This is a genomic window from Lewinella sp. LCG006, from assembly GCF_040784935.1.
Classification (GTDB): Bacteria; Bacteroidota; Bacteroidia; order Chitinophagales; family Saprospiraceae; genus Lewinella.
The window spans coordinates 2,078,859-2,103,913 of the sequence record NZ_CP160680.1 but is presented as its reverse complement, the minus strand read 5'-3'; the positions used below and the strand labels follow the sequence as shown (position 1 = coordinate 2,103,913).

General features: G+C 45.4%; 24 protein-coding genes. 9 read left to right on the top strand and 15 right to left on the bottom strand.

What is annotated here, in order from left to right:
* Window positions 1–184 precede the first annotated feature (184 nt).
* Window positions 185–1,723, top strand: a complete 1,539-nt coding sequence (gene gpmI, locus AB0L18_RS07180; RefSeq protein ID WP_367391907.1) for a 2,3-bisphosphoglycerate-independent phosphoglycerate mutase — start codon at window positions 185–187, stop codon at window positions 1,721–1,723.
* A gap of 62 nt (window positions 1,724–1,785) precedes the next feature.
* A complete protein-coding gene (locus tag AB0L18_RS07175; RefSeq protein ID WP_367391906.1) occupies window positions 1,786–2,355 on the top strand; it encodes a hypothetical protein in 570 nt (189 codons plus the stop codon).
* A gap of 256 nt (window positions 2,356–2,611) precedes the next feature.
* Here the strand turns inward: AB0L18_RS07175 and rsmG are convergent, their stop codons facing one another.
* Together rsmG and AB0L18_RS07165 are read right to left on the bottom strand one after the other, a co-directional pair.
* The gene (gene rsmG / locus AB0L18_RS07170; RefSeq protein WP_367391905.1) at window positions 2,612–3,241 is read right to left on the bottom strand and encodes a 16S rRNA (guanine(527)-N(7))-methyltransferase RsmG; all 630 of its coding nucleotides are present in this window, start codon (window positions 3,239–3,241) and stop codon (window positions 2,612–2,614) included.
* Between the two features lie 227 nt (window positions 3,242–3,468).
* Complete coding sequence (locus tag AB0L18_RS07165; protein ID WP_367391904.1) at window positions 3,469–4,155, bottom strand: RluA family pseudouridine synthase; 687 nt, start codon at window positions 4,153–4,155, stop codon at window positions 3,469–3,471.
* Window positions 4,156–4,241: 86 nt separating this feature from the next.
* Here AB0L18_RS07165 and AB0L18_RS07160 point away from each other — a divergent pair, with 86 nt between their 5' ends.
* The 5 genes from AB0L18_RS07160 to truA all read left to right on the top strand — a co-directional run bounded on the left by AB0L18_RS07160 (window position 4,242) and on the right by truA (window position 9,139).
* The gene (locus tag AB0L18_RS07160; RefSeq protein WP_367391903.1) at window positions 4,242–5,084 is read left to right on the top strand and encodes an aminotransferase class IV; all 843 of its coding nucleotides are present in this window, start codon (window positions 4,242–4,244) and stop codon (window positions 5,082–5,084) included.
* Window positions 5,085–5,158: 74 nt separating this feature from the next.
* A complete protein-coding gene (locus AB0L18_RS07155; protein ID WP_367391902.1) occupies window positions 5,159–6,331 on the top strand; it encodes a Pycsar system effector family protein in 1,173 nt (390 codons plus the stop codon).
* Between the two features lie 52 nt (window positions 6,332–6,383).
* Window positions 6,384–7,193 carry a hypothetical protein gene (locus AB0L18_RS07150; protein ID WP_367391901.1) on the top strand — a complete coding sequence of 270 codons (810 nt, stop codon included), beginning with the start codon at window positions 6,384–6,386 and terminating at the stop codon, window positions 7,191–7,193.
* A 23-nt stretch (window positions 7,194–7,216) separates the two neighbouring features.
* Window positions 7,217–8,383 carry a S41 family peptidase gene (locus AB0L18_RS07145; protein ID WP_367391900.1) on the top strand — a complete coding sequence of 389 codons (1,167 nt, stop codon included), beginning with the start codon at window positions 7,217–7,219 and terminating at the stop codon, window positions 8,381–8,383.
* A 3-nt stretch (window positions 8,384–8,386) separates the two neighbouring features.
* Entirely contained in the window at window positions 8,387–9,139 is a 753-nt protein-coding gene (truA, locus tag AB0L18_RS07140) for a tRNA pseudouridine(38-40) synthase TruA (RefSeq protein ID WP_367391899.1), read from the top strand.
* A gap of 3 nt (window positions 9,140–9,142) precedes the next feature.
* On the opposite strand, the gene AB0L18_RS07135 is transcribed toward truA, so the two are convergent.
* The 7 genes from AB0L18_RS07135 to AB0L18_RS07105 form a co-directional block, all read right to left on the bottom strand.
* Entirely contained in the window at window positions 9,143–9,514 is a 372-nt protein-coding gene (locus tag AB0L18_RS07135) for a hypothetical protein (RefSeq protein ID WP_367391898.1), read from the bottom strand.
* Between the two features lie 33 nt (window positions 9,515–9,547).
* Window positions 9,548–9,979: a hypothetical protein gene (locus AB0L18_RS07130; RefSeq protein ID WP_367391897.1), complete on the bottom strand. Its 432-nt coding sequence runs from the start codon at window positions 9,977–9,979 to the stop codon at window positions 9,548–9,550.
* Window positions 9,972–10,805 carry a hypothetical protein gene (locus AB0L18_RS07125; RefSeq protein WP_367391896.1) on the bottom strand — a complete coding sequence of 278 codons (834 nt, stop codon included), beginning with the start codon at window positions 10,803–10,805 and terminating at the stop codon, window positions 9,972–9,974. The genes AB0L18_RS07130 and AB0L18_RS07125 overlap by 8 nt, the downstream gene beginning before the upstream one ends.
* A 65-nt stretch (window positions 10,806–10,870) precedes the next feature.
* Window positions 10,871–13,078: an amino acid permease gene (locus AB0L18_RS07120; RefSeq protein WP_367391895.1), complete on the bottom strand. Its 2,208-nt coding sequence runs from the start codon at window positions 13,076–13,078 to the stop codon at window positions 10,871–10,873.
* A 73-nt stretch (window positions 13,079–13,151) separates the two neighbouring features.
* Window positions 13,152–13,685 carry an inosine/xanthosine triphosphatase gene (gene yjjX / locus AB0L18_RS07115; RefSeq protein ID WP_367391894.1) on the bottom strand — a complete coding sequence of 178 codons (534 nt, stop codon included), beginning with the start codon at window positions 13,683–13,685 and terminating at the stop codon, window positions 13,152–13,154.
* 153 nt (window positions 13,686–13,838) lie between these two features.
* Window positions 13,839–15,149 (bottom strand): ABC transporter permease, encoded by a 1,311-nt coding sequence (locus tag AB0L18_RS07110; RefSeq protein ID WP_367391893.1) that lies wholly within the window; start codon window positions 15,147–15,149, stop codon window positions 13,839–13,841.
* Window positions 15,150–15,161: 12 nt separating this feature from the next.
* Window positions 15,162–16,073, bottom strand: coding sequence for an ABC transporter ATP-binding protein (locus tag AB0L18_RS07105; RefSeq protein ID WP_367391892.1), 912 nt, complete (start codon window positions 16,071–16,073; stop codon window positions 15,162–15,164).
* A 45-nt stretch (window positions 16,074–16,118) separates the two neighbouring features.
* On the opposite strand from AB0L18_RS07105, the gene AB0L18_RS07100 reads away from it, so the two are divergent.
* Window positions 16,119–17,078, top strand: coding sequence for a diacylglycerol kinase family protein (locus AB0L18_RS07100; protein ID WP_367391891.1), 960 nt, complete (start codon window positions 16,119–16,121; stop codon window positions 17,076–17,078).
* Window positions 17,079–17,130: 52 nt separating this feature from the next.
* Here AB0L18_RS07100 and AB0L18_RS07095 read toward each other — a convergent pair whose 3' ends face one another.
* The gene (locus AB0L18_RS07095; protein ID WP_367391890.1) at window positions 17,131–17,499 is read right to left on the bottom strand and encodes a hypothetical protein; all 369 of its coding nucleotides are present in this window, start codon (window positions 17,497–17,499) and stop codon (window positions 17,131–17,133) included.
* A 343-nt stretch (window positions 17,500–17,842) separates the two neighbouring features.
* Between AB0L18_RS07095 and AB0L18_RS07090 the strand changes: the two genes are divergently transcribed.
* Window positions 17,843–20,209 carry a hypothetical protein gene (locus tag AB0L18_RS07090; protein WP_367391889.1) on the top strand — a complete coding sequence of 789 codons (2,367 nt, stop codon included), beginning with the start codon at window positions 17,843–17,845 and terminating at the stop codon, window positions 20,207–20,209.
* Here the strand turns inward: AB0L18_RS07090 and AB0L18_RS07085 are convergent.
* From AB0L18_RS07085 to AB0L18_RS07065, 5 genes are all read right to left on the bottom strand, one after another.
* Window positions 20,206–20,595 carry a nuclear transport factor 2 family protein gene (locus tag AB0L18_RS07085; protein WP_367391888.1) on the bottom strand — a complete coding sequence of 130 codons (390 nt, stop codon included), beginning with the start codon at window positions 20,593–20,595 and terminating at the stop codon, window positions 20,206–20,208. The genes AB0L18_RS07090 and AB0L18_RS07085 overlap by 4 nt on opposite strands.
* Window positions 20,596–20,601: 6 nt before the next feature.
* Window positions 20,602–22,788: an ATP-binding protein gene (locus tag AB0L18_RS07080; protein WP_367391887.1), complete on the bottom strand. Its 2,187-nt coding sequence runs from the start codon at window positions 22,786–22,788 to the stop codon at window positions 20,602–20,604.
* Between the two features lie 182 nt (window positions 22,789–22,970).
* On the bottom strand, window positions 22,971–23,492 hold the full coding sequence (locus AB0L18_RS07075) for a C40 family peptidase (protein WP_367391886.1): 522 nt from the start codon (window positions 23,490–23,492) through the stop codon (window positions 22,971–22,973).
* Window positions 23,493–23,833: 341 nt separating this feature from the next.
* On the bottom strand, window positions 23,834–24,409 hold the full coding sequence (locus AB0L18_RS07070; RefSeq protein WP_367391885.1) for an ImmA/IrrE family metallo-endopeptidase: 576 nt from the start codon (window positions 24,407–24,409) through the stop codon (window positions 23,834–23,836).
* 100 nt (window positions 24,410–24,509) lie between these two features.
* Window positions 24,510–24,836, bottom strand: a complete 327-nt coding sequence (locus AB0L18_RS07065; protein ID WP_367391884.1) for a helix-turn-helix domain-containing protein — start codon at window positions 24,834–24,836, stop codon at window positions 24,510–24,512.
* Between the last annotated feature and the right edge of the window lie 219 nt (window positions 24,837–25,055).

Genomic DNA, 25,055 nt, shown 5'->3' with positions numbered 1-25,055 from the left:
GTGACGCAGGCTACAGGGCTAGTTTGCAGCTGTAGCGGGGTAATAACGAGCGGCAATGGTCTTTCATTGCTCAAGCATATCCCAAAAGTAAGAACAATTTTCCTGAAAGACAAGCACTTTGGTTAAGTGTTTTATTTACACTAAGTGCTTATATTTGGGCACAATAACCTATACTTAGCAGACGATGAGCACTAAAAAAGCAATGTTGATTATCCTTGATGGTTGGGGCTTGGGCCAAGTGCCGGGTGCCGATGCCATTGCGCAAGCCAATACACCCGTTTTTGATGAACTATGGCAAAATGCCCCCCATAGTACCCTGGTGACTTATGGTGAAGAGGTGGGTTTGCCGGAAGGCCAGATGGGAAATTCGGAAGTGGGGCATTTGAATATTGGTGCTGGCCGGGTGGTCTATCAAGAGCTAGCGCGCATCAACAAAGCTATTCGGGAGGGGGAGCTGGCCCGTAACGAGAAGTTGCAAAGCGCCATTGCTTACGCGAAAGAAAATGGCAAGGCTATCCACTTGATGGGCTTGGTCTCTGACGGCGGGGTACACTCTCAGTTGAATCATTTGCTAGCCTTGGCGGATATCATTGAAGCAACAGGTCACGATAAAACTTTTATCCATGCCTTTACGGACGGACGGGATACTTCTCCCGAAGGAGGAAAAGACTACCTACAAACCTTGCTTAGTCACCTCAACGGGAAGCACACCCGCCTTGCTACCGTCATTGGCCGTTATTTTGCGATGGATCGCGACAAGCGTTGGGAGCGCATCAAGCTCGCTTATGACCTGATCGTAAAGGGAGAAGGTGGAAAGACCAGTGATATCATTGCAACCCTCAAAGAGCGTTATGCAGCCGGGGAGACGGATGAATTTATCCAGCCTACAGTGGTGATCAATACAGAAGGGGAAACGCCACCCTCTCTAAAAGACGGCGATGTATTGTTGTGCTTTAATTTCCGTACCGATCGTCCCCGCCAAATTTCGGCAGTACTTACGCAGGAGGATTTTCCTGATTACGGCATGAAAAAACTCGACGTTCGCTACCTTACCATGACGCGTTACGACGAGACCTTTACAGGGCTGGAGGTGCTTTTTGAAAAGAAAGACCTGGAAAAAACACTGGGTGAAGTCTTGGCCGCCAATGGGAAAACCCAGGTGCGGATTGCCGAAACCGAGAAATACGCACACGTCACCTTTTTCTTTAACGGTGGCCGCGAAGAACCTTTTGAAAATGAGCGTCGCCTACTGATTCCTTCTCCAAAGGAAGTGGCTACTTATGACCTCAAGCCGGAAATGAGCGCGCACGGGATCACCGATGCCATCATTGCGGACATCAAAGCCAATCAACCCGATTTTATCTGCCTCAATTATGCCAATACGGATATGGTGGGGCATACGGGTGTGTTCTCCGCCGCTATGATTGCTGCGGAAACCGTAGATGAGTGTTTGGGCAGGCTGCTCGAAACGGGTCGTGAATACGGTTACGAAGCGATTGTAATTGCCGATCACGGCAATTCGGATTACCTGATCAATGAAGATGGCACGCCGAATACCGCGCATACCAAAAACCTGGTGCCTTGTATTTTTGTTAACCAAAGACCCGGTAGTTGGGAACTGAATGATGGAAAGCTCGGAGATGTGGCCCCAACGCTGCTTTGGATGATGGGCGTACCTGCGCCACCCGAAATGGATGGTCGGCCACTGATCAAACAAAAATAGCAGTGGTTTTCACTTCGACGTCAGGATAAACACGGCGTTTCAATTCGAATAAATTAACAGTAATGAGCAAATATTTGTACCGCGCAACGACCATTTTCACTATGGTCTTGGTATTCTCATCGTGCAACCAAGCCGAAGAGGCCCAGGTGGCGATGGATCGGAAGGATACCTTCTTCTCGCTGGAAAAGTTTTTTGAAGCAGAAGGAAAACGGCTGCAAAGTGCAAGCATTGCTCTCGACAAGGAGATTCGCATCAACGATAAGGAAGAGCAGCAGCTCATCAAGGAGGTCGATTATTCCAGAGAATTCAGCATGTTTAGCAAAGCAGATATCAATCGACCAGCTTGGTCAAATAAGTACAGCGCCGATTCTACCCAACAGGATGGAGCTTTGCAAATCAAGTATACCTCGCTTGATCCGGAACTGAAAACCCAGGAACTTTTTGTGGTGATGAACAAAGAAGGTGGCGTAGAAAAAATTGACATTGTCAGCCAAACAGAAACCGCCCTTGCGGGGAACAAAAGCTGGATGACTTATGAGCCAGCAAGCGGCTACCTCATCAAAACCCAACAAAAAAACCGTACGGCTGAGACGCTGAATATTGAGATCAAGGGGTCGTTTGTGGGGCTGTGAATGAGAGGAGTTGGAAGGAAGCGAAGCTTATCTTCCGGATTACCTGAACGATAACCCGGAAGAAGCATAAACGTGGATCGTTGACAATTCCTTAGAAAGTGTTCATAGTGTCAGGAGTTCAAATCCTCCCTTTTACAGGAAATTGTCGTTGACGTTTAACAAATATAGCGTTTTTTTATCAAGTAAAAAACCCTGTCAGTCAGCATTTAATTTGTATTTATATGTAAAAAATAAATACGATTACACTGTCATAGTATTAATACTGTACGTACACCACCGACTTTTCGGTAAAGAATTCTTCCGTGAACATTTTCTTGATGGGATAAATTTCCGAGTAAGTTCCTCTTGGTAGCGCTTTGAGTTCTTCTTTGACGTTTCCACCTTTCAGGGCGAGGATACCGTTGGGTAAGGCGTGCAGCTGTTCGTCGCGAATGAGGGGCAGACTCCAGGGGACGATTTTTTCCATCAAAGCGACGGCGCGGGTGACCACAAAATCGAAAGACCTGCCTTTACGTTCTTCGGCCCGCTGCTGAAAACCTTGCACGTTTTTCAGCCCCAGCGCAGCAGCTACTTCATTAACGACCGTAATTTTTTTACGGATGCCATCAATCAAAACGAATTCCGTTTCCGGAAAAAGGATCGCTAGCGGAATGCCAGGAAAGCCTCCTCCTGTGCCCAGATCCAACACCCTGGCGCCGGGCATAAACTTGATCACTTTGGCAATGGCCAGACTGTGAAGAACATGATGGAGGTAGAGATTGTCAATATCCTTACGGGAGATCACGTTTATTTTATCGTTCCATTCTCGATAGAGCGGATCTAACTGTTCCAACAGTGCAAGTTGGTCGGAGGACAAATCAGGAAAATAGGCTTTAATAGCTTCCATACTTAATCGAGGAATATTTATGGGCAAAGATAAGTTAAACAGTTCTAGTGGTTTGTTAAGAGCTTGGTTTTTACATTTTCACTCAGGGCCGCTGGTGTTCGCTAGCACTCACGGTGGTGCCGACTGCGTCGGCGGCAGCCGTCCCGAGGATCGGGATGAGCACCACCCGCCAAGTGCAACGCTCAAATCACCAAGCATCAACCCGGAATTTCAAACTTGACGCCACACTACTCTTCCCAGGGCGTAGGGATTTTGAAGGCCTCCCACAGTGGGTTGGCTGGAGGAGCTGCGACAATATGCTCTGCCTTGTTGGTGCGTGGGTGATTGAACCACAACTGCCAGGCGTGCAAGTCAATGCTGCGGTCTGGATTTCGGCGGCGGAACCCATATTTAGCATCGCCTCTGATGGGGCAACCAATATGAGCGAGTTGCGCCCTGATCTGGTGATAGCGCCCGGTTTGCAGGTCGATTTGCAATAAGCAATAACGATCACTTTTTCCTAGAACACTATAATTAAGGCGTGCTTCAATGGCTTCGGGAGCTGGTTGATCCAGCACTTCCGTTTGGTATTTTCCCTTCTTTTTCTTTAGGTAATGTACCAATTCTCCCTCATTGGCCGGAGGCTCCTGAGCGACAATCGCGAGGTAGGTTTTCTTGACGGTACGCTCCCGAAACTGTTCGTGCAGTGCCTGCATCGCGTCCTTGCGTTTAGCGAAAAGCACCAGGCCACTCACCGGACGATCAATGCGATGAATGAGATGCAAGGATGTCTTGCAGTAGGTCGAGCCCAGCTGTAACAAGGAGGGATCCTCCGTCTGATCTGGCTGAACGGGCACCCCGTTGGGCTTATTAAAAGCTACCAAATGGTGATTGTTATAAAGCACCTGATCACCAATGGCAATATAATCGTCCATATTTCTTTTTTTGACAAGCGGGGTTAAATTACTGCAAACATCCGGTTTTTACCGGTATATTTCGGCAAATAAAGCAAATAAGAACCTTGAATAAGCTGAAGTGTTACTTAAATGGAGCAATTGTTTCGGAAGAGACGGCTCAATTGGGCTTGAATGATTTAGCCCTGTTGCGTGGGTTTGGCATTTTCGATTTTTTTGTTTTCGAGCGTTTTCAGCCACGCTTTTTGGAGGATTATCTGGATCGGTTTTACCGTTCGGCGCAGCGACTGGGGCTGGTGTCACCCGTTGAGAGAGCAGATCTCAAACAGGGAATTCATCAACTTATTGCGGCCAACGAACATCCATCGGGAGGAATCAGGTTGGTCTTGACGGGTGGTTACACGCCGGATGGCTACACCCCCACGGTAGGTAATCTTTTTGTTTTGCAATCGCCTTTTCCCGCACCATCGCCGGTTCAGTTTGAGCGCGGAGCACGGGTAGCGACTTATCAGTACCAACGGGAGTTGCCGGAGATCAAATCACTCAACTACCTCATCGGTATTTACTTGCTGCCGTGGTTGAAAGAGCAGAATGCGGAGTATATTCTCTACCACGATGGGCAATACGTAAGGGAGAGTGATCGCTCTAATTTTTTCCTTATCACCCAGGATGATGTGTTGGTGACTGCTGGTGAAAAAGTGTTGGCAGGCATTACACGTGCCAAAATACTGATGCTGGCTCGCAAAGCCGGGATGCAAGTAGAAGAAAGAGAAATTGAGTTAGCGGAGCTGACAGAAGCCAAGGAAGCATTTCTTACCAGTTCTACAAAAGGAGCCTTGCCCGTCAGCTTCATTGATGGCCAAGCGGTAGGAACCGGCCAGCCCGGAACTCATACTAAAGCCCTGCAGGAAGCCTTCCTGGCGTTGGTTGCCGAAGAGCAAGAGAACTAAATTATTAGCTTAGGCTTTAGATGCTTAAATTTAGAGCTGGATAAGATCAAAATAAGGGACGGAAAAAAAACAATATGTCAACGAATGTCAGTAAAGTTGAGCGTCATGTAAAAAATCTTCTACAGGAGAATTTAACGCCCGATCATTATTATCATAATCTTCCGCATACCCTTTCCGTCGTGGATGCGGTGCGGCTGCTCTCTGCCCGGCACGAGATTTCCCATGAAGATTGTGAGCTACTGGAAGTCGCGGCGTGGTTCCATGATACGGGCTATGTAAAAGCCTACGAAAACCACGAAGCCGCTGGTGCTGAAATGGCCGTCGAGTTTCTCCAAGATTTTGATTATTCCAAAGAAGCTGTGGCTACTGTCAAGCGGCTTATCCTTGCTACCAAAATAGATCACGAACCTACGGATCAATTAGAGATGATCCTCAGAGACGCTGATTTAAGTAATATTGGCCGGGCCGACTATCTTGCCTTGCTATCAGGATTACGACACGAATGGGAGGTTTTTCGCAATGAAATTTATGATGATCAAACATGGTACAAACTCAATTATAAGTTTGTTAAGAAACATAAATATCACACCAACATTGCGGAAGAAATTTATGGCGTACAGCACAAACAAAATGAAAAGACGCTAAAGAAACTGCGGAAAAAGAAAAAGAAAAAAGCGAAGAATAAAGAGAAAAAAGATACCCGTACGGGAAACACCATTAGCACCAACAGAAGTGCGCAGATGATGTTTAAAACGGCGCTGCGGAATCACATGGACCTGAGTAATCTGGCGGACAACAAGGCGAATATTATGCTGTCCGTAAATGCCTTGATCGTTACGATCGCCGTGCCCATGGCGGCAGGTTACGTAAATGATGCCCCGCACTTGATGATTCCTGTCATCGTGCTTTTACTTACCTGTTTGTGTTCCATGATTTTTGCAACGCTGGCTACCCGGCCCATACCGATGACGGGTATCACTACCCCTGATGATATCACGAAAGGGCAATCCAACTTATTCTTTTTTGGTAATTTCTACAGAATGGGACTAAAAGAATACGATGAAGGCATGGACCTTGTCATTGCGGATGATGACACGCTGGAATCGGCCATCAAACGCGACCTTTATTTCCTTGGTCGCTCCCTCGGAAAGAAGTACAACCAACTACGTATTTGTTATAACCTTTTTATGGTAGGGGTCGTCTTGTCCGTTGTCTTATTTGGCATCAGTTACGCTGTTTTTCAATAGAAAACGGTACAAAAAAATGCACTTTTTTTCCGCCCCTTAACTCAAGATAACAATGAAAATCTGGCCCAGCTTTCTTGTCTTGCTGTGCTGCTTAAGTCTTAGCGCTCAGGAAAACATATTAAATGCCCATGGCAAATACCTCACCTTGGGCTTAGGTATCCCCATCCATACCGTCCGTGATCAAGCGCATACCAGCCTGGCTTACCGAGGAAGCGGGTTACGCATTTTTACCAATTTTGAAGAAATCAGAGACAACGGTGTTTTTCGCTTGTCTTTCGCTATCGAAAATGCAACCCTCAAGGCCAAAGTTAAGCCCCGTAAGGATACCCAGGGAAAAGCTCAGCTCAATGATCTTTCTTTCAGTGTAGGCTACTACGTCAGCGTTGGTGGTGATGCTAGCAGTGACAACAGGCAGTACATTGGCGGCGCGTTTAACGTACAAGGGAATAACCGCAGCTATCCCTTGCCCACCAATAATACAGAGAGTCTCCTTTTTCAATCATCACTTAGTATAGGCGCACTGGATCGCCGGAGGATAGGCAATAGTGCTACCTGGGTTGCCAGTACAAGGGTGGAGCTGCCCATTGTCGCGGCCTTGTACCGACCAAGCTACATTGGGGTAGGACCGTTTTTACACATTCCAGAAGTAAAAGGCAAAGATTTTTTCAAGAGCTGTAGCATCGTTACCCTCAACAAGTTTTTCAAAATCACTGTAGGGATTGATGCTGACAACCAGGTGCGCGATTGGCGTAGTAATCGCATCGCCTATGATTGGAGCCTGTTGTATACACCACTGCCCAAAACCAAGCCAATGATCGCTACGGTGGGCAGCCTGGGCTACGGTTTCCGGGTACTCTTGTAAGTCTTCTAATAAAAATCTCCGGCATGAAAAACGTAATTCGAGCGCTGAGCTTTCTGGTGCTGATCCTCCTTCTGACGACCTGCGGAAAATGGATCGTAGGGCCAAATCCCGAAAATACCGTAAGCAATAACTACGATTACTTTTACCGCGCAGTAAAAGAAAACTATTCTTTTTTTGGCGAAAAGCAAGTAGCCTGGGATTCCCTGGATCAGGTGTACCGACCACTGATCAACGACAGCCTCAGCAACGACTCTTTGTACAGCATCCTGTCGACTATGCTTTTTGCGCTCAGAGACGGCCACGTCAACCTGTATGTCAATAATGATCGTTCCCGCAATGCGGATTGGTACCTGGACTATCCCGCCAACTTCAACCAGGGTTTCCTCAATCGCCAGTATTGGAAAGGAGATTATCAATCTTCAGGAGCGTTGCTCAATACCTGGCTGACGGATTCTATTGGCTATGTTTATTATGGCTCTTTCCGAGCGGGCTTCTCCAAAGGGCACCTCGACTATGTACTCAACCGTTTTGCCAAGGCCAAAGGACTGATCATTGATGTTCGCGAAAATGGAGGGGGATCGATGCGCAACGTGTTTCGATTGGTGGAGCGATTCGTGCCCGAGCGTACCTATTTTGGCACCATGCAATACAAATCAGGGCAAAGTGCAGATGATTTTTCGGTACCTGATAGTGTTTTCATAAAACCCTTAGTAGACTACAAAGCTATCGCCGAAGCCAAGGCTAAGCAGAAGAAAAAGAAAGGAAAAGAAGAAGAGGAAGAAAAAGCATCTCAGGAGGAAAAAACGACTGGCCCCGGACGTTGGGCCGTAGCTGACAGTACGGGGATGATGCTAGACAAGCCTATTGTTGTCTTGGTAAATCGGCACAGCTATTCGGCCACCAATTTCTTTGCGGGTTATATGTCTACCTTACCCAACGTTACGTTGATCGGTGACCAAAGTGGTGGCGGCGGCGGTGTACCGGTATCTTTTGAATTGCCAAATGGCTGGACGTTTCGTATTTCGGCTACCCGTACTTATCTTCCGGATGGTTATAACATAGAAAAAGGGATTGAGCCCGACATCTACCAGACCACGGGTCCGGCAGAAGAACTTCAAGGGATCGACGCAATTATTGAAAAAGGGAAGTCGGTCATTTTAGAAAAAGCGGCAAGCGTCGACGAAAAATAGAGCATGCGTTATTTTATGGAACTCGCCTATAATGGGGCTGCTTATTACGGGTGGCAAGTGCAACCAGCGCAGATATCGGTACAAGAGACGATTACGCAGGCGCTGGCCTTGATCTTACGTTCGCCTGAATTAGAAATCATGGGCTGTGGCCGTACGGATACAGGGGTGCATGCCAGCCAGTATTTTGCACATTTTGATTTTGTGGGCGAATTACCAAAAGGTTTCGTGTCCAGGCTCAACAAGTTTCTGCCAAAAGACATTGCGATCCGCCGAATTTTCCCCGTCGCCGATGACCAGCATGCGCGCTTTGATGCGCACTATCGCGCCTATCAATATCATCTTACCTGGCAAAAAGACCCCTTCCGGCAGGATACCAGCTTTTATCTCTACCGAGCGCAGCATTGCGACCAGGCCTTGATGCAGGAGGCCGCGAAATTGCTTTTGGATTATGAAGCATTCCTGCCTTTTTGCAAAACCGGCTCTGATGCTAAAACCATGCGCTGCGAGCTGTTTCGTTCGGAGTGGGAATTCAAGGATGACGAATGGGTTTACCACATTGCCGCTAATCGCTTTCTGCGGGGTATGGTGCGCCTTATCGTAGGCATGTGTCTCTCGGTAGGTGAGGGCAAACTTAGTCTCGCTCAGGTCCGCCAGGCGCTGGACAAGCAGGAACACTTAGCGAAAAGCCTGAGCATTGCGCCGGAGGGCTTGTTTCTGACGGAGGTGAGGTATGCGTTTTTGGAGGGCAAAAAATAGCTTCTATGCCGCTTCTTTTTGAAAGTGTTGCATAAGTTCTTGCCAGGCTTGTCGCAATTCTTCTGCTATTTCTGAAGGAGGGTTGCCGCTTAACCCATAGGCGACCATTTTTTCTGCTTCTCTAAAATACTCCTCTGAGGGAAAAGGAAGGTTTAGAAGTAAGCAAGCCGCGCTCCTGAAAAAAACGGCTCTGGTCGGTTCCATTTCGTACTGATTTACCAAGAGCATGGCTGCAGCTTGTTCATATTGGAATGCAGCTAAATATTTTTCTTGCGCTGAAGCCAATTCTTGATTTTTTTTCAAATAATAAGCCTCTTCAGCCAAGACCAGTGCTTTCTGATGTAGTTCGTCTATTGTATTGTTGACCTTATCCATAACGTTTTTAGTTGGTATTAGGCGATTATTTTTTTAAAAATCCTTAGCGTCTTCTTCCGCATTTAATTGGAACATGATAGACTTAAGTATTCTCACTGTTTCCTTATCATTAAAAATAGTTTTTAGTAAATCCAGCAACTCGCTCTCGTTTTTTACAATAGTAGCCACAAATACTATATCGGATTCTACATGACATGGATATATCTCAATTATTTTATGTGATAATGTGAGTAGAGTAAAACTATAATCTAGATCAGGGATTACAACAGAAAACTCATGTTGAAAAACATCACTCCCTTCAAATTTTTTATCAAATCTTGCTTTAATTGTAGTGGTTACCACAATACCTGAGAACTTGGTATCAGAGGCTCGTTCTAATTCTTTAGCTTGGTGTATTAAAATACTTTTAGGTGTATTTGAATCCCCTGGATTACTACTAGATAAAGATGGCCATAAATTATTCATTGCTATTACTTTTTAATTGAAAGAATAAGGGCAGGTGGTCAGAGTTCTTCTTGTCTATAGTTTGAACTCCATTATTGTCTTTTAATAAAGATCGCCCCTTTATTGATGTAATTATCTCAAAATTGTCATCATCGAAAAACCTGAGTAAATCAGGCCTTATGATAACTTGATCAAACATGTTCCAGTACAAATTATTAAACTGAGAACTATTATAATAATACGTTCCAGGTACATTTCCTCTGGAACTATCCCCCAAATGACTCCATGCTGGATTATAAAAACATCTAAATTTTTCGCCCGAAATAGTTCTTTCTGCATACTTTAAAGCGACGGACTTAATTCCTGTACAACTTATTCCTGTAGCATTTAAAAACCCACTTTCGAAAGGGTTCATATTGAAATCACCAACAATCACTGTATTACGAGTATCCAATTCATTCTCCTTTTTTTCAATATTATTCCTCAAGGAAACACAATAACTAAAGTAGGCATCATCATCCGCATGTAGTTTTGAAGGAAAGTGAACAAGAGCTAATATTATTTTTATGTTTTTTTTAAAATAATTCAGCTCAAATATTGTGTATCGACCATGTTCATGTATCGTTTTGATATTAAAAAAATCAGAATTATAGAAGATTTTCCTATTATGATTTATGTTACCAGTAGCTTTTTTAAATGAAACATTCTCTAAGCCAGAAAGAAAATTGTTATCATCTCCCACATTTTCAACTAATGCTATAATATTTGCATTCTTTTCCTCTTTTAGTTCAAGTATTTGCTCATGAAGAGATTTTCTATAAGTATTCCAAAATAATAACTTTAGCATGCCGTGTAATTCATTGGATCATTATCATCAGTAAGATACAGATTAAATACATTTTACTCAACCTTTTACTTAAACGTCAACCTCAACACCGAACAAGCGGCATTCTTCGCAAACCGATCTTTATTTACTCCCACCAATACATCCAGCCAATTGTCTTTTGCGGGGGTGCCAATGACGAGCAAGTCGTACTCTGCGGAAGCTTCGGAGAGGGCTTGTACGGGGTCGGCGGATACCTCTACCCGGAGTTTAGCGGGGGAAGAGCAGGAGCTTAGTAGGGCTTGAGATTGGGCTCTTAGTTCTTCACGTTCTTCCTCTGTTGCTTTGGGCATGGTCACGCGCATGAGGGTCAGTTCGGCACCGTAGAACTGCGCAATACGATCGCAAGCTTTGATAAATTCGGGGTTCTGGCGGCCAGGCCGGATAGCCACGACGATCCGCCGGATATAGCGGACGCCATTGTCGAGAAAGAGGGCGAAATTGCTGTCAATATGGGTGAGCAGCCAGCCCATTGGGTTGCGGACAAAGATGCTGTTGGCCGTTTGCCGACCATTCCAGCCAGCGACCAGCCAGCGGCAGTGGGTCTGTTCACTGATGTCTTGAATCGTTTTCACCAGGTCGTGCGTGACGGCAGCATCAAAATCGACATCAATCGAATGTTCTTTCGCCATGACGCTGATACGGCGGTTGAGTGCGTTGACTTTGGGGTCGTCATCCAGGACATCAGCCAAGCGCGTCTGATCAGGCACCTCTCGGAGGTGGACGACCTGCACCTTGTTGCCTTGGGCGAGTGCGGCAGACATTTCTACCAACATTTCGGCCGAGCGCTCGGCACCAAACAAAGGCGTAACGGTACGAACATTGGAGGCCAGTGCGCCATCAAGATTGGCGGCGTTTTCTCTGGCGCTGTTGAGGTCGTGCTGAGCGGCAGCTTTGGCGGCATTCTCCCGGCGGCGATAGAGCAGAAAAGCTGCCGGGCGATGCCCATAAACCTTAAGTACACCGCTGCGCTGCACCCTCGATTTTCCGTAAAGGTAAAAAGTGATTAAGCCAGCAGTAATGATACCTAGCGCGCCTAATAGGGCCGACATACCCAGTACATAAAGCAATGCCAGTCCGGAAATAATACCGAAAATTTGCATCCAGGGGTACAGCGGTGAGCGGAATTTGGGCTGGTACCAGGCCACGGAAGTTTCGCGCAAAACGATGACGCAGAAATTCACCAAAATAAACATCATCACTTTGAAAGCACTGGCCAGCTTAGCGATTTTTTCTACTTCCAAAAAGATAATAACCAGTGCCATCATCCCGCAGGTAATGACGATGGCCAGGATGGGCGTCAAGTACTTTTGGTGTACTTTCCCGAGTTGCTCGGGTGCCAGTCGGTCGCGGCTCATCGCGAAGGGAAAACGCGAAGCAGCGAGCACGCCACTGTTGGCCATAGAAATAAGGGTGACCACACCAAGAACAGCCGCAGCAATGCCAGCCCAGTGCCCCATGACTTTATCCGCGAGCGTGTAAACGGGGTGCAAGTCGGTACTGAATTCCTCTATTGGAATATTTCCGACCATAGCAAAACTTACCAGTGTATACAAGGTGGTGACAATCACAAGCGCCAGCAGCATGGCGATAGGGAGATTTCGGCCAGGGTTTTTAATTTCTTCGGCAATGGCTGCTACTTTCGTAACGCCGGCATAAGAAACAAAGACAAATGCGGTTGCTGCATACAAGCCCATATTGCCGTTTAAAAAGGCAGGTTGGAGATTAGTGGGTTCAACGGAAATGATTCCGCCAAAGATCAAGGCGACCAAACCAATAATGCTGATACTGACAATAATGAGCTGGGCCTTGCCCACTTTTTTGACACCCAGAATGTTGAGGCAAAGAATGAGCACCAAACTGATTAAAGCCACTGATTTTAACGGCACTTTGGCCAGTACGGCCAAATAGGCACCAAAACCTACGAGTGCAAAAGAACTTTTAAGCAATAAAGAAAGCCAGAGACCAATACCGGAAATCGTACCCATCACGGGACCGAAAGCCCGCTCAATGTACACGTAAGTGCCACCAGAAGTGGGCATGGCAGTGGCCAACTCTGATTTAGATAAGGCTGCCGGTAAAACGCAGATCCCCGCCAGTAGGTACGCGAGCCAGATCGATGGGCCAGTCTTCGCCGCCGCAATTCCCGGTAAAACGAAAATGCCACTTCCTAGCATTCCTCCTATTCCAATAGCAACTACGTAGGATAAGGATAATCGGCGTTCAAGTTTCTTCATCTGTGATGGGTGGTCTCGTTGTTAGGCCAAAATTTGGCGTCGCTTCAGTTACCATGATACGAAAAAAAATAAACTATGCGTAAAGCTCCGGTTTCAAAAAAGGAATCAGCGCCAGAATAACGGCAGGGACATAAAAGCGCTTGCGATCCATCACTCCATCCGTCAATAAGCCAGAGGAGCCACCGGTCTGTTTGGAGTTGGAGACGCCAAAGAGGAGGTCGTCGGCATGGCCCAACTCGTAACCTTGATTTACGAGTTCAATAACTTTGGGCGGTAAATAAAAACCAGCGGTGCGGGCTTTGCCCATTTGGGTTTTGGAAAGAACAATGACCCAGGCCATCACTTCCATGTCCTGATCTTTGATGATATTGCCACCTTCGATACCTATCCAGAAATCTGCATCAGGAAGGGCTTCTTTTGCGGCTTGCACCCGATTCCATGCCCCCAGGTAGGTCTCTTCATCACCAAGGGGTTGGTCACTTACGCCAGAGGGAACACTGATGCCCTCCGTGACGAATGATTGCTCAGGAAACATCTCCTGAAACCCCGCCAGCGCCGAAGCAATTTTGACCGGATTTTTGGACGCTACAACTATTTTTGCTGCCATTTTTTTGTATTAATTGGATTTTTTAACCGGTATTGGGAATTGATTCCTGGTCGTTCATAATCCCTCTACTCTTTACTTCGAGGGCGCGAAGCAGGCCGAATCCATCTACAGACTTTTGCCAACGCCGAAGACATGCCTATGGCAAAGTCCAGATTATTTTCTAAACACCCATTTGCTCATTTCCCATAAGCTCACCTTCTTGCCGTACAGAAGAATGCCTACTCGATAGATCCGGCCCGATAACCAAATCAAGCCAATGCAGGTGCCAATAAGCAAGATTAGAGAGATGGTTATTTCCCACCAAGGCGGATCAAAAGGCAGCCGTGCGGGCATTACGATGGGGGAAAACAGCGGGAAATAGGACGCCCAAATGGCGAGCCCTGAATTGGGCGACTGAATAGCGGCAATGGTGATGTAAAAAGCCAGGATGACGGGAATGGTAATCGGTATCGTAAGTGATTGGCCTTCGCCAAGATCGTCGCCCATGGCCGAACCAACAGCAGCAAAAAGAGCAGCGTACATGAAATATCCACCTAGAAAATAGAGCAAAAATAAAGGGAGGATGACCCACCAGTTGAAAGATCCCAGCTCTGTCATGATCTGAGCCGCCAGCACCTGTGGGTCCACATCACCAAACTCAGGAGGTGTCTCGGGTAAGTTGGTTGCTCCCATGTCGAACCCAAAAATCAGATTGACACCGATGAGCATCAGCGGGACCAAAATGGCCCAGGCCAGTACTTGCGTGAGCCCTACCATACCTACACCAATGATTTTACCCAGCATCAAAGGGAAGGGTTTGACGGAAGAAATCATCACTTCTACAATCCGGTTGGTTTTTTCTTCCATCACACTACGCATCACCATCATCCCGTAGATGAAGACCGTAATGTACATAAAGAAGGCCATGACCATGCCGATGACCGCCGCAATCTTGCCAGCCATGGAGGTACCTACAATGGCTTCTGGCGTCACGGATTTGGGTTCTATATCGACCTGGCTGTTGAGGGCCTCCAGGCTACGCTCGTCGAGGTTTAATGCGGCTATTTTGTGTTTACGAAGGGCCGTGCGCAAGCGGTCGATCAATACGGGCTCGAGCTCCAGGGTAAGCTTTTGATCGGTATAATAGCGGGCATTGTATTTCTGTTGTTGTAGGTTGCCCGGCGGTGGTGTTACCAATATACCGTGGTAGTCAAACGAAGAGAAGTTTTCTTTGATGGTCTCCAGGTCGGTGTCCACGATTTTGAAAAAAATATTTTCTTCATCGGCGATACCGCCACTAAAGAGTTGACCTTCGTCGATGACCGCGATCCTGATCGCTTCGTCGCTTTTGTATTGTAAAATATAATTGACCACCACCACAAAAAGCCCAAAAGCGAGCGGGGTAATGAGCGTAGCAATCAAAAAGGACTTGCGGCGTACCCGGGTCCAGTATTCCCTTTGAATAATCAGTCGAAGTTGTCGCATAAAACGGCAATTTTAGGAAGCGGGAGCAGCCGCCCCAACCGTACGAATAAAAATATCATTCAAACTAGGCAGCACCTCGGTAAAAGAGCGAATCTGAACCCCCAGTTGTAAAAGCTGTTGCAGGATGCTGTTGACGGTTTCATTTTCCTGACCAGCAAAAGTGAGGGATTGTTTACCTTGTTCCAGCACCGAAAAATGTTGGGCGAAAGTAGCAGGTAGTTCTCCCTGGTAGTGCAATTGAAAATGGTATTGTTTGTAACGTTCCCTGATCTCACTGACGGCACCTTGTAGGACATTCTTGCCAGCATTGATCAGCATGATGTCTTCGCAAATTTCCTCTACTTGCTCCATGCGGTGGGTAGAGAAAATGATGCTGGTCCCTTGTTCATTGAGCAAGCGGATTTCTTTTTTAAGCCGATTGGTATTTACGGGGTCAAGCCCGGAAAAAGGCTCGTCGAGGATCAATAGTTTGGGTTGGTGAATCACCGTTGCGATAAACTGTACTTGCTGTTGAAGGCCTTTGGAGAGCGCTTCTACGGGCTGGTTCCAACGTTCGCTCATGCCTAATTTTTCCAACCAGTGTTGAGAAGCTTGCCTGGCAGTAGCAGCGGTTAGGCCTTTCAATTGAGCTAAATACAGGAGATGTTCACCTACTTTCATTTTCTTGTAAAGCCCCCGTTCTTCGGGTAAATAACCAATCTGACGAGGATGATCGGCATTTAAAGGCTCGCCGTTCAAAATGATTTCCCCTTCGTCGGGGCGGGTGATGGTCGTGATCATACGGATCAGGGAGGTTTTCCCTGCACCGTTGGGGCCCAATAGTCCAAAAATAGTTCCTTTGGGTACCGTTAAAGACACCCGATCTACTGCTATTTTGCTGCCGTAGGCCTTAATGACCTCTTTTATTTCCAGGATATTTGTCACTACTGATCGGAATATGGATATTGGAAATTATTTTATGCTGCCACAATGATACAAAATACTAAGAGATCACATCTGACCGCTCGCTGGTTAGTTATCGTCAACCCCCAGGCCAATAATGGGAATTTGGGGCAGTGGTGGCCAGCTGTGCAAACCAAACTGACCGATTTGTTGGCCGATACTAAAATTGTTATCAGTAGGCATCGTGGCGACGCTACGGCGATTGTGGCGGAAGCCGTGGCCGAAGGTATTCGCCACATCATGGCCGTCGGCGGAGATGGTATTGCGCATCAGGTGGTCAATGGTATTGTTTTGCAAAAAAAGGTGCCAACCCGAGAGATTACCTTTGCTTTGTTGCCTTTGGGTACTGGAAATGATTGGATAAAATCGCACGAAATTCCTAAAAGCTGGCAGCGGTGGCGCTCGTATTTTCTTACCGCAGTACCCGCTTACCAAAACTTGGGCAAAATAAGCTATCAATCGGATACGGGCCTTGAGGTACGCTGTTTTATGAATGTGGCTGGCTTGGCGTACGATGCTTTTGTGGTGCGCTACATGGCGGGTAAAAAAAGTCTGTTGCCAGGAAAATTATTCTACTTCTGGGCTACTTTTCGGTGTTTATTCATGTACCAGCCTCAAAAAGGAATTATTAAATACAATGAGCAACATCAGTACAAAGCTGCTTTTTATACCATCAATGCCGGAATAGGAAAATTTTCAGGGGGAGGGATGCAACTGGTTCCGCATGCGAGTAGCCAGGGAGAAACCTTTGCGCTGACCTGGGTAGGGAAAGTTAGTAAGTTGGCAGTGGTGTTAAATTCTTTTCGCTTTTACAAAGGGCGGATTGCGAGCTACCATAAAGCTCACCTCACCCATTGCGAAACGATGGCAGTGGTGGCAGAGGATGGGGATGAATTGCTAATAGAAGCTGATGGCGAATTTCTGGGAGCGTGCCCCGCAACGATTACGCTCTTGCCTAATGCGTTGCGATTTCTTTCGCCAGCGTAAGAGCAAGTCTAATAAAGGGGACTTGAAAATGATTCCAAATCCCCTGGGGTCATTATTTCGATACTTTTGGTTGGCTCACAAAAAGGGTGTTGTCCCCTTTGAACACAACTTGATCAATCTGACTTTCTTTTCCAGTGATGCGAAGGATATAGCGGCCTTCGGGTAAAGCTTCCAGGTTGATGCTGGCGGCATAGCCATTGTGGTCGTTGATGGTCTGAAGGAAGTAGGTGGTGCCTTCAAAATCCTGTAGTCTAATTACCGTTGTCTCTTGTAACAAGTTAGCTAAATGGAGCTTAATGTGGTTTTGGTCTAATGTCTCCACTTTTACCAGCAATTTTACGGGTGTTGTGTTTGCCAATGCGGGGGTACAGTAAAGTACGGCGCTGGCGATGGCCAGCATACTAAGAAAATTTTTCATCATGTCGGGTTTGTGAAGGTCTCTCGGAAACAGCTTAAATACCGCTTCTTTGAGCCTCCGTGATTTCAAAAAAAAACTCCTGATTGTGGTATTATCGATAAACAAGCCCTGCGTTGAAGCTTGTCCCACCGCTACTTTCTTCAGGAAATGGATACGTTTGATAGACGGAGATTAAACAGGAAAAGTTGCAGTTTTTTTTCTGCAATCAAACGAAATGGTGGTAATAACCGATAGATGGAGCGATTTCCTAGACAGACAGACCGTTATTTTTTAACTTACTTAAAGCCTATGCTGTTTATTAACACTGAGGTGATTATACTTTAGTTTTGGCTAAAAGATGGAAAGCATGGAAATGCCCTTTACGCAAAATTATCAAGAATGGTCTGGTGCCAAAGATTCATTAAAGAAGGCTGGCAACCCTTTCCTTTTACCTTTTCCCAGTTCTTTCTCTTTCGAACCCTTGCTTCGGTCTGTTGAGGAGATAGCACAAACACAAAGTGGTACTGCCTTTGTCGCCCAAGAAATCCTCGCCAGGATAGAGAAGGTAAAGGAGTTGAGGGGGCCAATAACAAACATGTCTGTTTTAAACGAACACCAGGAACTGGTAGACTTGCTGCTTTCCTTTCTGGTGCCTTCCTATACCCAGGATAACCAGTTGGTCAAGATTTCTCGCCCTTTCTCGATGGATGATGTGTATACGAGTCCTCGACTACAGGACCTTTTTCTGAAGAGTGATGTCAAGTATACGCTCAACAAGACAGATAATATCCTATTCTGCGCGACACTGGTCAAGGCGGGAAGCCTTATTTTAAATAAATTTTACGGCCAGCAAATTGAGATTGACCCGCCAATATTGATCAGCATCGAAGAAAGCGGTACTGTATTACCCAAGTTTTATAAAGCGATTATGGACATCAGCTTTGTTGATGTCAAAGTAAATGGGGAACTGCCCATGCTTTCCCAGCACGAAATTGATCAATTGCTCTCCAATATTTACGATACCGATCGCTGGCTAAATGCTTTGCCAGTGGACACCTTTGAATTTCAAGGCTTGGTGATGGTGAGCATGTTAGACATTACCAGCGAGGAATCGCTTTCGCAGATTAAGCACCACTTGCTTCGGCGCAATGCCGTTCTTGATCGAAAGAATATTGAAGAGCTGGAGCAATTGATGAAAATTTACCTGGGGGTACCTGATCTGCGTCTGGGTGTGACGGCCATTGACTATCCCGTAGAACGGGCTGTTGCTCACCAGTATAAAATTCGTTTTGATTTTCTAAGCCAGGAGATTCCCAACTTGCTTGCGCCGGAATATAGCGGCAGTATTTACGAGCGGGTGTGCCAGTTTCGGGAGGTACTCTTGATCGAAGATTTAAGGAATGTAAAAAATCAAACGCCACTTGAGATGGCCTTGATCGAACAGGGCATCCGTTCGATTATCATCGCCACCTTAGTGGACATGGAGGACAATGTCGTTGGTCTGGTAGAGTTGGGCTCTCCCCATGCTTATGGTTTGCACAGTTTTATTGAGCTCAAGTTTAAAGAGATTGTAGGCTTGTTTCGTACGGCGGTAGAGCGAAGCCGGGAAGAGGTGGACAATGCTATTGAAGCCGTTATTCGTGAACAGTACACCGCATTGCATCCTAGTGTAGAATGGCGTTTTATCGAAGAAGCGTACAGTCTTCTGGAGAAGCGTACCAATGGCGAGAAAGTTACCCGAGGCAAAGGCATCGTCTTTAAGGATGTGTATCCGTTGTATGGACAAGCAGATATTGTGGGCTCTTCGACCAAGCGCAACGAGGCCGTCCGAGCTGATTTGATAACGGAACTCTCTGAGGCACGGGCGGTATTGGTGAAAAGCAAAGATTTGCTTGTTTTTCCTCTGGTTAATCAGGCGCTCCTTCATTTGGATCGGGAATTACAGCACCTGACGGATACATTCAACTCCAACGACGAAACACGCGTACTGGATTTGTTACACGCTGAAATTCAACCATTATTGCGTCAACTGGCCATGGAGAATGTTGATCTTAGCCCCGCGGTCAGGGCTTATTTTAATTCGCTTGATCCTGAGCTGGGTATCGTATATCAGCAACGCAAGGATTATGAAAAAAGCGTTGAAGCACTCAATGACCTGATAGGTTCCTTTCTGGACAAAGAAAATGTCGCTATGCAGAAAACGCTCCCTCATTATTTTGAACGCTACAAAACCGATGGGGTAGAATACAATATGTACCTGGGGCAGTCCATCCTGAAAAAGAAGAATATCTTTAGTGATATTCATTTACGCAACTTCCGCTTGTGGCAGATGATTCAAATGTGTGATATTACGCGCCAAGTAGAAATACAAAGACAGCATTGGCCGATGTCATTAACTACTGCTCAGTTGGTCTTTGCATACACGACACCCTTGTCGATCCGTTTCCGGATGGATGAAAAGCGATTTGATGTAGATGGTGCTTACAATGTTCGTTATGAAATCCTGAAAAAGCGAATTGATAAAGCCGTTATTTCTGGAACAGATGAACGAATCACCAAGTCTGGCCATGTCTCGGTGGTTTATCTCCAGGAAAAAGACCGCCTGGAATACCTGAAATACGCTGATTATTTGCTCTACCATGGCTACATCACCGAGCCCCCGCATGATTATGAGTTGGGCCCACTACAAGGAGTACAAGGATTGAGGGCACTGCGAATGCAGGTAAAACTTTAATTGAGCGCTTCGTACGCATGGCGGCTATGTCGCGTGTCGTACACGATTTGTAGCAGTTCTATTAAGCCCTCTTTATTGAGTTGGAGATAATCAATGACTTCAAACTCCACTTTAGCACCACTGGCCAGCGTCCAGGTATACGCAAAAAACAGGCAGGCCGAGAGGTTTTCTTCATTGGTGAGTACGTCCTTTAGTTGTACTTCTGAGGATTGGGTGTCTTTGAAGAGATTGTGGTAAAAAGCGGCTGCCGTCATTTTGCCATAAAGCGGCGATTTCACGAGGGCCGTGGGAGCAAAAAGGCCTAGTATCCCTTCTAAATCTGCATGAGCCAGGCTGTTGAGGTAGTTTTCGCTAAGTTCCTGAACTTTGCGCTGAAAATTGTTCATGACGATTTACTTTAATAGCGTAAAATAGAAGGTGGTACCTTTTCCTACGGTAGACTCTAACCATATTTCTCCACCGTGTTGATTAACAATACTCTTTACGAGGGTAAGGCCAATGCCCGTACCTTGGTACTCTTGGTAATTGTGCAATTTTTTGAAGATGACGAAAATTTGCTCATGAAATTCTTCTTCAATACCAATGCCGTTATCGGCGACCATAAAACGCCAATGGGTTTTGGTTTCCTTGACGGAAATAATGATTTTTGGTGGCTCCTCTTTTCGGTGAAATTTAATGCCATTGGCCAGTAAGTTCTGGAAAACCTGCAGGATTTTCAGGCGATTGCCGTGGATGACAGGAGGAAGATGCTTGTAGATGATTTTTGCACCAGTTTCCTCTATGGTTGCTTTTAGGCTATTGGTGATCTCTTCGAGCAGGGGGCATAATTCAATAGGGTCGTGGGTGGCTGATTCCGTATTTACGCGAGAATAAGTCAGCAAATCCTCAATGAGCTGGTTCATCCTACTAGCACTGTTGATGATAAAGTCGAGATGAGTCATACTTTCTTCATCCAACTTATGACCAACCCGTTTTTTCAGAAACTGTCCAAAAGTACGCATGGTACGGACGGGCTCACGGAGATCATGTGAAGCTACAAAAGCAAAATTTTCGAGTTGCAGATTGGACTCAATGTACTTCTGTAGTTGACGATTCTTTTGATCGACCTGGCTGATCTGTTCGGTAAGGGCTTGTTCTGCTATCTTTAGTTGGGTGACGTTTCTTAGAATGATGATGATCTCCTCCTTGTTGATGTTGTTGATCCGTGCTTCGTAGTAGCGTATGTTGCCATCACTGGTATCGGCATCGAGAAACTCAAAGGATTGCAAGGCGTCTTCTTCTAGTGATTTACGGGCATTAAACAGTAATCCTTTAGCTACAAAAACGGGTAGCACTTCAGTAAGATGCTTGCCGGTGATGGCATTGTCTTGAAAAGAAAGCCCATCCTGTTTTTGTTCAGAACCGTAAAGTGCCAGAATCTGCCCTTCAATATTGATACGTATTTTGATATCCGGGATAGCATGAAGGACGGCTTCTAATAACGCATCTCCTCGTTCGTTCTGATGCTTTTCAGTAATGTCTCTCTGAATTCCCCAGATGCCTAGCAGATGATCATTTTCGATGATACCGAAAGCTTCATTTTTGAAAAATCGCCAATTGCCATATTTATCCAGTTCTTTCGTCTCTTGGCCCTTGATCTGGTAATTATTTGCCGCTAAAACCCTGAAGGATTCTTTGTTTTGCTCATAGTTTTCTCCTTGGTGAATATTTTCTACACGCTTACCAACAAGCCCGGCTTCATCATCAAAGCCATACATCTTGGCCATGGCTAAATTACATTCTTCCACATACGCATTGGCATAGTACAGCTCCGTCTGTGAATCAATATCCAGGGAGGTAGAGATTGGTTTACCGCAATTCACGAAGTAGATACCTTCTGCACTGTGGCGGATGAATTTGCGGTATCTTTTCTCACTGGTTTTGAGTAGGTGGTTTTCGTGAAAGATTCGTTGGTCTTCTACTTTTTCGCAGGTGTAAAGTTTGGCGACCAGTTGCATCAAAGCCACAAGCATTTCCAGATGTGCAGGAGTGTGTTTGATGTATGTTTGACTATGGGTGGCAAAAAAACCTAAAATGGTTTGTTCATAGACGAGTGGCACGACAAGGAAAGAAGAAAAAGAGATGCCCAGGGCATTTATGATTTCTTTACAAATTTGGTTGTTTTTTACTTTTTCAAGGGCGGGCATTTCTTTTTGGCTGGCATAAATCAATTGCGGGACCCCCGTGTTTTCCTCCGAATCGTGATTGATCGATAGCTGTACGTTGGATAAGCTGGCCAAATCTGACAACCATGATTTTAATACCCGCTGCGAGAAAGTGACGGTTGAAAAAAGGGAAGCAATGGAGTGTTCTGTCTTTTTGCCAGCACTGGATACTTGAATAATTTTATGGTAGAGCAACTGGTCGGGAACACCTTTGACAGGACTTATTTCAAGCAAGTAGCTTTCGTCCACCCCCAGATGATTCGATAACACCCGTAGCACCTCAGGAAGCTTTTTGCGAAAAGCTCTTGATTTCGTTAGTTGGATAACCAGTCGATTAGTATCTGCCAATAAAGGGGCCTGATTCGTTTCTGACACAGTCCATGTTTTGTTAATAGTATGGCAAGCGCAAGATAGCAGTGACAGCGTTTACCTTGCACGATAAGCTCTTAATTGCTATAAAAAGATAATCCCCCTACAGCTAAAGCTATGAATAAAAAATTAATATAAACCCTTCTATGGCAATTTTTCTGTTCGTAGAGCTTATCTTCCCAGTTGCTTTAACGAGACAGGACATCGCGTGCGCTCATGATTTTAGTGCGCCAATAGGAACTATCGTAGACGTTTTCCATGATCACCCCGCGGGAAGAAGTACTGTGAATGACGGTAAGGTTGCCGGGGCTTTGGCTTACGACCAGGGCTACGTGAAAGACGGATCCGTTATTGCTCTTGCGAAAGAAAACCAAGTCCCCAGCTTGCGCATCTTTGAGGTTGATGCGCTTGCCTTCATCTTCCTGGGCACGTGAAACGGGGGTAAGGTCAACATCAAAAGCATTGAAAACATAATGTGTAAATCCAGAACAATCAAATCCCGTCTGAGGGCTCCGACCAGCGTACTTATAACGTACCCCTTTTTGCTCGGCGGCAAAATCTACTACATTTTTGCGCACCTGAGATGTGCTGCTGTTTGCCGTTGAGGATGGCTTGGTATTGTCTACCAGGTGCTGTAAGCTAGCGCATTGCGTGAAAAAAGAAGCACTAAGGAGCAAGAAAAAGGAATAGAAAAGTAAACGTTTGGCCATGATAAAGTTGGATTGTTCGCAAAAATTAGTGCTGTATAAACGGAAGTTTTGGGGAATTTATTTGGCGAGATTTTATCTTAGGAGATACTTAACAATTCTTCTTCCTTTGCCCCTGCTACAATGCCTTTGTCGTCTACTCTAGCTATTTGATATACAGTGTTGTATATAAAATCGCTTTTTTAATACAAAGAAGGAGATAGTAAAAACTCTGAGGAATTGATGTTCATTGATTGGATTGCCAACTTCGTTTGGAGACACCATGAGGATAGTCAGAGTGATGCTTATCAGCTACTTAATAGGCATCTTGATGAAGATTATTTGTTCTTCTAAGGGAGAAGTCATCACATCGTCTCAAACAGCTGCAAATTACCTAACCTATAGGTCATTGCCATCGAACTAACCCCAAAGGATTTGGCTAACTCTTTGATAAACTCTTCGCTATTACCCGAAAGATCACTTACAGCTCCTGCTACAATCATTTTATCTAATTCTGCACGAACGAAAGGCTCAGGCATTAGTAGTGCTGCCGCAAAAGCATTCGCTTGGATTTCTTGCGGATTTGTCCCTTTTGTTGATTCTTCGTTTCTCATGAACAGAGAGAATTGCCGATTGGCTTGATCAACAAACATTTCTCTTCCTTCCTTCACGTGGCCAAGTACAAAATGACCAATCTCATGTGCAATTGTAAATCGCCTTCTTACTTCATTATTTGTCTCTAGATTGTTGAGCCCTATAGTGGCTTTTCCATTGTTGATGACTAACAATCCAGAAATATCACCTAAATCTTTTTCTTTAATCTCTATATTAAGATGATCGGCTACTTGATAAGGATTAACAGGTGGGTTTGCTACACCAGCGGCAAGTAGCACCTTCCAGGCTATACTGTTTATTCTTTTTATAGTAAGATAACGTGCCATAGGATTACAATTTGTAGAGATAGTGGTAATGATCAGATAAGAGTTTAGGGCTCTTATAACTGATTACAGGATGTACATTGCACTAAACTTGAGAGAAGAATCACAGATCTTTGAGGAACTCACTTAGTTTCTCTTTACCTAACTCATCTAAATCAGGCATCTGATCTACCTTCCCTATTAAATCGTCAAGAGTCGTCTCGTGTTCATTGTTTGTCGGAATAATATCTGTGATAGGAACACCCAAAACTTCAGCGATCTGCCATAGAACATGCAAAGGAGATTGCTGACGACCTTTTTCTATGTTAGAAACAGAACTGCGACTAAGTCCTGTAAGCTCCGCAAGCTTTGCTTGAGACAAACGCTTTTTACGGCGTAGCTTTGAAACTTCATTTCCTATCCAGTTATATAGCACTTGGTGCGTATTCATAGTACAAAGGTAAGTATTTTTGATTAATTAAACAAGCATGATTTTTTATTTATACAGGTTTGCATTTTTGTGATATTGTTTTTACCTTTGGTATGTCATACGAGTATTTGATTGCAATCGGTACTCTTGTGTCATTGACATAAAAAAACCGAAGCAGAGACTTAGCTCATACTCCGGCAGAATATTTTAATAGTAAACAAACCTAAGGTTATTTAATCA

Excerpts from the sequence above, each read along its gene's own strand:
- AB0L18_RS07145 (WP_367391900.1), top strand. The coding sequence starts at position 7,217 with ATGAAAAACGTAATTCGAGCGCTGAGCTTTCTGGTGCTGATCCTCCTT.
- AB0L18_RS07125 (WP_367391896.1), bottom strand. The coding sequence starts at position 10,805 with ATGCTAAAGTTATTATTTTGGAATACTTATAGAAAATCTCTTCATGAG.
- AB0L18_RS07135 (WP_367391898.1), bottom strand. The coding sequence starts at position 9,514 with ATGGATAAGGTCAACAATACAATAGACGAACTACATCAGAAAGCACTG.
- AB0L18_RS07070 (WP_367391885.1), bottom strand. The coding sequence starts at position 24,409 with ATGGCACGTTATCTTACTATAAAAAGAATAAACAGTATAGCCTGGAAG.
- AB0L18_RS07110 (WP_367391893.1), bottom strand. The coding sequence starts at position 15,149 with ATGCGACAACTTCGACTGATTATTCAAAGGGAATACTGGACCCGGGTA.
- AB0L18_RS07100 (WP_367391891.1), top strand. The coding sequence starts at position 16,119 with ATGATACAAAATACTAAGAGATCACATCTGACCGCTCGCTGGTTAGTT.
- AB0L18_RS07075 (WP_367391886.1), bottom strand. The coding sequence starts at position 23,492 with ATGGCCAAACGTTTACTTTTCTATTCCTTTTTCTTGCTCCTTAGTGCT.
- AB0L18_RS07155 (WP_367391902.1), top strand. The coding sequence starts at position 5,159 with ATGTCAACGAATGTCAGTAAAGTTGAGCGTCATGTAAAAAATCTTCTA.
- AB0L18_RS07085 (WP_367391888.1), bottom strand. The coding sequence starts at position 20,595 with ATGAACAATTTTCAGCGCAAAGTTCAGGAACTTAGCGAAAACTACCTC.
- rsmG (WP_367391905.1), bottom strand. The coding sequence starts at position 3,241 with ATGGAAGCTATTAAAGCCTATTTTCCTGATTTGTCCTCCGACCAACTT.
- AB0L18_RS07090 (WP_367391889.1), top strand. The coding sequence starts at position 17,843 with ATGGAAATGCCCTTTACGCAAAATTATCAAGAATGGTCTGGTGCCAAA.
- yjjX (WP_367391894.1), bottom strand. The coding sequence starts at position 13,685 with ATGGCAGCAAAAATAGTTGTAGCGTCCAAAAATCCGGTCAAAATTGCT.
- AB0L18_RS07150 (WP_367391901.1), top strand. The coding sequence starts at position 6,384 with ATGAAAATCTGGCCCAGCTTTCTTGTCTTGCTGTGCTGCTTAAGTCTT.
- AB0L18_RS07095 (WP_367391890.1), bottom strand. The coding sequence starts at position 17,499 with ATGATGAAAAATTTTCTTAGTATGCTGGCCATCGCCAGCGCCGTACTT.
- AB0L18_RS07120 (WP_367391895.1), bottom strand. The coding sequence starts at position 13,078 with ATGAAGAAACTTGAACGCCGATTATCCTTATCCTACGTAGTTGCTATT.
- gpmI (WP_367391907.1), top strand. The coding sequence starts at position 185 with ATGAGCACTAAAAAAGCAATGTTGATTATCCTTGATGGTTGGGGCTTG.
- AB0L18_RS07065 (WP_367391884.1), bottom strand. The coding sequence starts at position 24,836 with ATGAATACGCACCAAGTGCTATATAACTGGATAGGAAATGAAGTTTCA.
- AB0L18_RS07130 (WP_367391897.1), bottom strand. The coding sequence starts at position 9,979 with ATGAATAATTTATGGCCATCTTTATCTAGTAGTAATCCAGGGGATTCA.
- AB0L18_RS07165 (WP_367391904.1), bottom strand. The coding sequence starts at position 4,155 with ATGGACGATTATATTGCCATTGGTGATCAGGTGCTTTATAACAATCAC.
- truA (WP_367391899.1), top strand. The coding sequence starts at position 8,387 with ATGCGTTATTTTATGGAACTCGCCTATAATGGGGCTGCTTATTACGGG.
- AB0L18_RS07175 (WP_367391906.1), top strand. The coding sequence starts at position 1,786 with ATGAGCAAATATTTGTACCGCGCAACGACCATTTTCACTATGGTCTTG.